Source organism: Xanthomonas sp. LMG 12459, assembly GCF_009192905.1.
In the GTDB taxonomy this organism is placed as follows: domain Bacteria; phylum Pseudomonadota; class Gammaproteobacteria; order Xanthomonadales; family Xanthomonadaceae; genus Xanthomonas_A; species Xanthomonas_A sontii.
Map to the genome: position 1 here is coordinate 65,570 of NZ_NSGT01000034.1, position 6,652 is coordinate 72,221.

6 protein-coding genes are annotated in these 6,652 nt (G+C 69.9%); 4 read left to right on the forward strand and 2 right to left on the reverse strand.

All coding sequences use genetic code 11. The annotated features are described in order from the left end of the window. The first annotated feature begins 220 nt into the window (after positions 1 to 220). The gene (locus CEK65_RS21170) at positions 221 to 709 is read left to right on the forward strand and encodes an ATP-binding protein (protein ID WP_226980536.1); all 489 of its coding nucleotides are present in this window, start codon (positions 221 to 223) and stop codon (positions 707 to 709) included. A 139-nt stretch (positions 710 to 848) separates the two neighbouring features. Beyond that, a complete protein-coding gene (gene pbpC / locus CEK65_RS09400) occupies positions 849 to 3,242 on the forward strand; it encodes a penicillin-binding protein 1C (RefSeq protein WP_152181542.1) in 2,394 nt (797 codons plus the stop codon). A 546-nt stretch (positions 3,243 to 3,788) separates the two neighbouring features. On the opposite strand, the gene CEK65_RS09405 is transcribed toward pbpC, so the two are convergent. Together CEK65_RS09405 and CEK65_RS09410 are read right to left on the reverse strand one after the other, a co-directional pair. Further along, a complete protein-coding gene (locus CEK65_RS09405) occupies positions 3,789 to 4,373 on the reverse strand; it encodes a ferritin-like domain-containing protein (RefSeq protein WP_017909166.1) in 585 nt (194 codons plus the stop codon). A gap of 31 nt (positions 4,374 to 4,404) precedes the next feature. Beyond that, positions 4,405 to 4,887 carry a peroxiredoxin gene (locus CEK65_RS09410; RefSeq protein WP_017909165.1) on the reverse strand — a complete coding sequence of 161 codons (483 nt, stop codon included), beginning with the start codon at positions 4,885 to 4,887 and terminating at the stop codon, positions 4,405 to 4,407. Positions 4,888 to 5,056: 169 nt separating this feature from the next. Between CEK65_RS09410 and CEK65_RS09415 the strand changes: the two genes are divergently transcribed. After that, the gene (locus CEK65_RS09415; protein WP_010341349.1) at positions 5,057 to 5,524 is read left to right on the forward strand and encodes an Hsp20/alpha crystallin family protein; all 468 of its coding nucleotides are present in this window, start codon (positions 5,057 to 5,059) and stop codon (positions 5,522 to 5,524) included. Between the two features lie 135 nt (positions 5,525 to 5,659). Next, the gene (locus tag CEK65_RS09420; RefSeq protein WP_152181543.1) at positions 5,660 to 6,565 is read left to right on the forward strand and encodes a DnaJ C-terminal domain-containing protein; all 906 of its coding nucleotides are present in this window, start codon (positions 5,660 to 5,662) and stop codon (positions 6,563 to 6,565) included. Positions 6,566 to 6,652 lie beyond the last annotated feature (87 nt).

Here is a 6,652-nt window from a genome sequence, read left to right on the forward strand (position 1 = left end):
CCAGGCCGGGCGGCTGCTGCTGGTGCAGCCGATGGAGCGCGCGCTGCGCGAGGAGGAGGCGCAGGCCTTCCGCCGCCTGCTGCGCGTGCTCAGTCACGAGATCAACAACTCGCTGACGCCGATCGCCTCGATCGCCGACACCCTGGCGCGCCTGCTGACGGCCGCGCCGCAGGCGCTCGACGCCGAGCTGCAGGCCGATCTGCACAACGGACTGAGCGTGATCGAACAGCGCAGCGCGGCGCTGCAGCGGTTCCTGGGCGGCTACGCGCGGTTGGCCAGGCTGCCCGCGCCGGTCCCGGCGCCGGTGGCGCTGGTGCCGCTGTGCGCGCGCGTGCAGCGGCTGCTGGACGATGCACGAGTGCAGGTCGAGGTCGCGCCGTCGCTGCATGCGTGCACCGACGCCGACCAGCTCGAACAGGTGCTGATCAACCTGCTGCGCAACGCCCTGGAAGCCGGCGGCAGTGCGCCGGTGACGCTGCGCGCGCGCGCCGACGGTGCCAGTGTGCTGATCGAGGTACGCGACGGCGGTGCCGGGCTGCCGCCCAGCGACAACCTGTTCGTGCCGTTCTTCACCACCAAGCCCGGTGGCTCGGGGATCGGCCTGGTGCTGTCGCGGCAGATCCTGGAAGCGCAGGGCGGCAGCCTGCGCCTGGAGGCCCGTACGGACGCGCAAGGCAGCGTGGCGACGCTGCGATTGCCGCTGGCGTAGTGGCAGAAGGCGCGCATTGTTGCTGGCGCCCCGGAGCAGTTGGGCACCCATCGTCGGCGATGCCGAACGGGCAGGGGATATCCCGCTCGCCGCGTCGTCGCCGCAACAGGCAAAATGGCCGCTTCCATCGGGAGCCCGCATGCCACTGGACGACACCGCCGCCACGCACGCCGCGCGGCGCCCCCGGCGCTGGACGCGCCTGCTGCCGTGGCTGCGCTGGGGCACGGTGGCGCTGCTGTCGGGTCTGTTGTTGCTGGACCTGGCGTTCCCGCTGCCGCTGCCGAAGTCGCGCGACACCTCGACCCTGGTGGTGGCCGCCGACGGCACCCCGCTGCGTGCCTTCGCCGACAGCAACGGCGTCTGGCGTTATCCGGCCACGCCGGACAGCGTCTCGCCGCTGTACCTGCAGGCGCTGCTGAACTACGAGGACCGCTGGTTCTGGCAGCACCCCGGGGTCAATCCCTGGGCGCTGCTGCGTGCGGCCAAGCAGTGGGTGTTTTCGCGCCACATCGTCTCCGGTGGTTCCACCCTGACCATGCAGGTGGCGCGCATCCTGATGCCGCCCGAGGTCAGTACGCGCACGCCGTTGGGCAAGGCCCAGCAGGCGCTGCGTGCGCTGCAGCTGGAAGCGCACCTGAGCAAGCGGCAGATCCTGCAGTTGTACCTGGAGCGCGCGCCTTACGGCGGCACCATCGAAGGCGTGGAGGCGGCGAGCTGGGCCTACCTGGGCAAGCCGGCCGCGCGCCTGTCGCAGGCCGAGGCGGCATTGCTGGCGGTACTGCCGCAGGCGCCGAGCCGGTTGCGTCCGGACCGGCATCCGGAGGCGGCGCGCGCGGCGCGCGACAAGGTGCTCGAACGCATGGTCGCGCTGCGCGTATGGCCGCGTGCGCAGGTCGACGACGCGCGCATCGAACCGGTGGTGGCGCGCTCGCTGCAGACGCCGCTGCACGCCGCGCTGCTGGCCGAGCGCCTGCGCCAGCAGCGCCCGCACGCCGCGCACATCGTCTCCACCCTCGACGCCGACCTGCAGCGCACCCTGGAGGACCGGGTCAGCGCCTACTTCTCGCAACTGCCCGAGCGCACTTCCGCGGCCTTGCTGGTGGTGGACAACCGCGACCTGCAGGCGCGTGCCTACATCGGCTCGGTGCAGTTCGGCGACCGCCGCCGGCTCGGCGACGTGGACATGGTGCAGGCCTGGCGCTCGCCCGGCTCCACGCTCAAGCCGTTCCTGTACGGCATGGCCCTGGACGATGGCCTGATCCATTCCGAAAGCCTGCTGGTCGACGCCCCGCAGAGTTTCGGCGACTACCGCCCGGGCAATTTCGACGAAGCCTTCAACGGCCCGATCGGCGCCGCCAGCGCCCTGCGTTTGTCGCTCAACGTGCCGGCGGTGGACCTGCTCGACCGGGTCGGCCCGGCGCGCTTTGCCGCGCGCCTGAGCAACGCCGGCATCGGCCTGAAGTTCCCGCGCGGCAGCACGCCCAACCTGGCGCTGATCCTCGGCGGCACCGGCGCCAAGCTGGAGGAACTGGTCGGCGCCTTCGCCGCGCTCAACCGCGACGGCATCGCCGGCCACGTGCGCTACAGCGCAACCGACCAGCGCATCGAACGGCGCCTGATGTCGCCCGGCGCGGCCTGGATCGTGCGCGAGATGCTCGAGGCCAATCCGCGTCCGGGCTACGGCGTCGGCACCTTCGACGTCGGCGCGCGTCCGCGGGTGGCCTGGAAGACCGGCACCAGCTACGGCTACCGCGACGCCTGGGCGATCGGCAGCACCCGCCGCTACACCGTCGGCGTGTGGGTCGGCCGCCCCGACGGCACGCCGCTGCCGGGCCAGTACGGCGCAGTGACCGCCTTGCCGCTGATGTTCGAGACCATCGACAGCCTACCGCGCCTGCGCGGCGACAACGCACCGCAGCCGATGCCGGCGACGGTGCAGCAGGTGGACGTGTGCTGGCCGTTGGGCATCGCCGCCGAGCAGACCCCGCCGGCCTTGTGCCAACGCCGCTTCTCCGCCTATGCGCTGGACGGCGCGGTGCCGCCGACCTTCGCCGAGCGCGACGCGCGGCTGTGGAGCGCCGGCCGCGAGACCGTGCAGGTGGACGCTCACAGCGGCCTGCGGCTGTCGCCGGATTGCGCGCAACCGCACGAGGCGGTCATCCGCGACCTGGCGCGCTGGCCGGCACTGCTGACCCCATGGCTGCACGCCAGCGAGCGCCAGGCCGGGCAATTGCCGGCGCTGTCACCTGACTGCCGCGACGACGGCCGCGGCCGCAGCGACGTATTGCGTATCGAAGGCCTCAACGACCGCGCCACCCTGGCACGCGCGCCGGGCAGCACCACAGTGCGTCTGCAGGTGCGCGCACTGGGCACGAGCACCCCGGTGGACTGGCTGCTGGACGGCCGCTGGATCGCCCGCACCGAGGGCGCACGCACCTTCCAGCGCGACTTCGCCGACGCCGGCGACCACACCCTGACCGCCCTGGCCAGCAACGGCGCCTGGACCCAGGTGCGGTTCCGGGTGCTGCGTTGAGCAGCGGTGGCGCGCGCTCGTAGAAGCCAACTGTCACGCAACGACGACGATCAGAGTAGGCGGGCGATCCGACCTCGGAAGCAGTCGGGACTGAAGTTCCTCCCACAATCGCTCCCGGACACCGATAACCGCGAGTCCCTGGGGGGCGCTTGGCTTTGGCTGTTGCTGTTGCTTTTGACTTGCCGGGTTCCCTTCCGAAGCGGCGGCCAGTACGGGGAAAAACCCCGAAGGGGCGGCGCACATGGATGTGCGCCGTTCGCGGCAGGGGCAGGATGCCCCTTCCGCGAATCCCCGGGCTGGACGCGGACCCGGAGCGCGCAGCGCGGAGGGCGCGAGGCAGGGTGTGCTTTCTTTTGGTTACTTTTCTTTGCACAAGCAAAGAAAAGTGACTCGCCCGCAAGGGCGAAAGCCTTCGCTTTCGCTTGAGATTTGCGTATCGCGCGAAAAGAAAAAAAGCAGGAGCGGCTTCAGCCGCGACAGGCGCCATCGAAACGGCCTGTCGCGGCTGAAGCCGCTCCCACGAAAGCGCTTGAATGCGGAACCGGCTTACTTGCCGATCCAGCCTTCCAGCATGTCCGAGAACTCGTCGGCGTGCTCTTCTTCCTGGGCCAGGATGTCTTCCAGGATGCGCTTGGTGGTGGTGTCCTTGTCGCCGACGAAATTGATCATCTCGCGGTAGCTGTCGATGGCGATGCGCTCGGCGATCAGATTCTCCTTGACCATGTCGCGCAGATCCTCGCCTTCCTTGTACTCGGCGTGCGAGCGCGCGGTCAGCGTGTCCGGATTGAGGTCCGGTTCGCCGCCCAACTGCACGATGCGCTCGGCCAGCTTGTGCGCATGCGCCTGCTCCTGCTGCGCGTGCTCCAGGAACTCGGCCTTGACCGCATCGGCGAGCATGCCGGCGGCCATGAAGTAGTGGCGGTAGTAGCGCAGCACGCACACGTACTCGGTGGCGAGCGCGTCGTTGAGCATCTTGATCACCGCCTCGCGGTCGGCGCTGTAGCTCTTGGTGATCGCGCCGTCCTCGATGCTCTGGCGGGCGTTGGCGCGCAGCGTGGCAGTGTCGGTGAGGCCGGCGGTGTGCTGCAGCGGCTTGGCATCGGTCTTCGGGGTGGCTGGCTTGTTGGACATGGCTGGCCGTTTCCTGTGGTGGGTAAGGGGATCAGTCGGGAAGGTGCTGCAGCACGTAGTCGGCGGCGGAGACCTTGAACTCGCCCGGCGCCTCGACGAACAGCGCCTGCACCACGCCGTCGTCGGCGTACAGCGCGAAGCGGCGCGCCCGCACGCCCATGCCGTAGCTGCTGGCGTCCAGTTCCAGGCCCAGCGCCTTGGCGAAGTCGCCATTGCCGTCGGACAGCATCTGCAGGCCGTCCGGCACCAGCTGGCTCTTGCCCCAGGCCTGCATCACGAACGGGTCGTTGACCGCCATGCAGTACACCTCGATGCCGCGCTTGCGGAACTCTTCGAAGTGCTCCACATAGCCGGGCAGGTGCTTCTCCGAACAGGTCGGGGTGAACGCGCCGGGCACCGCGAACAACAGCGCGCGGCGGCCGTCGAACAACGTGCGCGTGTCCACGGCTTCCACGCCGTCGCGGATGCGCTGCAGCACCACTTCGGGAATGCGTTCGCCGGTCTGGATGGGCATGTCGGGCTCCTTGGATGAACCGAGTCTAGAAACGGAAATGGGAAGGTGGCGTCAACGCCTTGAAAAGCGCCGCGGCAGGCCTATCTGACCGGCATGGACGGCGGGCCGGTCCCGCCGCCGCGAACCGTCCCCTCCGGGGTGTACCTCATTCACGTTTCAGGAGACCACGATGAGCATCGTCCGTTATCGCCAGTGGCCGGCCCAGGCCGCATTCCAGAACGAGATCAAGCAGGTGTTCGACCGCTTCTTCGACCCCAACGGCGGCACCGACGAATCGGCCGTCGTCACCGCGCAGTGGGTGCCGCGCGTGGACATCAAGGAGGAGCCGGAGCGCTTCGTGCTGTACGCCGACCTGCCGGGTATCGACCCGTCGGAGATCGAGGTGTCGATGGACAAGGGCATCCTCTCGATCAAGGGCGAGCGCAAGAGCGAATCGGCCGCCGACACCGAGCGCTTCTCGCGCATCGAGCGCCGCTACGGCAGCTTCCATCGCCGCTTCGCGCTGCCCGACAGCGCCGATCCGGACGGCATTTCCGCCACCGGCTACCATGGGGTGCTGGAAGTGCGCATCCCCAAGCGTCCGGCGAGCACGCCGCGCCGTATCCAGGTCGATACCGGGGCCACGATCGTGCAGTAAGCGCCTGCTCGCAGCGGCGCCGCCACCGCGACGCCGCGCCCTCGCCGCCGGCCGTAGAATGGCCGGGCGATGGCGCAGTGCATGCAACCGGCCCGTTGCCGCAAGGCGGCGGGCCGACTCTTTTTGAGGTGATGGATGGAATTCAAGGATTACTACGCGACCCTGGGCGTGGAACCCAGCGCCGGCGATGCCGAGATCAAGACCGCGTACCGGCGGCTGGCGCGCAAGTACCATCCCGATGTCAGCAAGGAGCCTGGGGCCGAAGAGAAGTTCAAGGCGATCAACGAGGCCTACGAGGCCTTGCGCGACCCGCCCAAGCGCGCCGCCTACGACCAGCTGCGCGCGCAGGGCTACCGGCCGGGCGAGGAGTTCCACGCGCCGCCGAACTACGGCGGCGCGCAGGGCTTCGACTTCGAGGAAGTGTTCGGCAACGGCGGCGCCGGCGGCGGCTTCAGCGATTTCTTCGAAAGCCTGTTCGCCCGCCAGCAGCGTGCCCGCCAGGGCGGCGCCGGCCCCGGTCCGGGACCGGGACCGGGACCGGGACCGGGCGCGCCGCGCGGCGACACCCGCGCCAAGCTGGCGGTGCCGCTGGAGGCGGTGTACGCCGGCGACAGCGTGCGCATCACCATCAACGGCAAGCAGTTGGACGTGCGCGTGCCCAAGGGCGTGCGCCCCGGCCAGGTGATCCGGCTGGGCGGGCAGGGCAACGGCGGCAGCAACCTGCTGCTGGAGATCGAGTACGCCGCGCATCCGCAGTTCGAGGTGGACGGCCGCAACATCCTCTACACCCTGCAGGTGACGCCCTGGCAGGCGGCGCTGGGCACCAGCATCAGCGTGCCGACCCTGGGCGGGGCGGTGGAACTGAAGATTCCGCCCGAGTCCGACGCCGGCCGCAAGCTGCGCCTGCGCGGCCGCGGCCTGCCCGGCACTCCGCCGGGCGACCAGATCGTCGAACTGGAAGTGCTGGCGCCGGCGCCGGAAACCGAAGCGCAGCGCAAGGCGTATCGCGGGTTGGCCAAGGCGTTTGGCGAGGCCGTGTGAAGTGAGGCGGGATTGGGGAGTCGGGAGTGGGGATTCGCAAAAGCGGGCTCCCCTCGCGCTGTGGCGTCGTAGGAGTCAACTGTCATG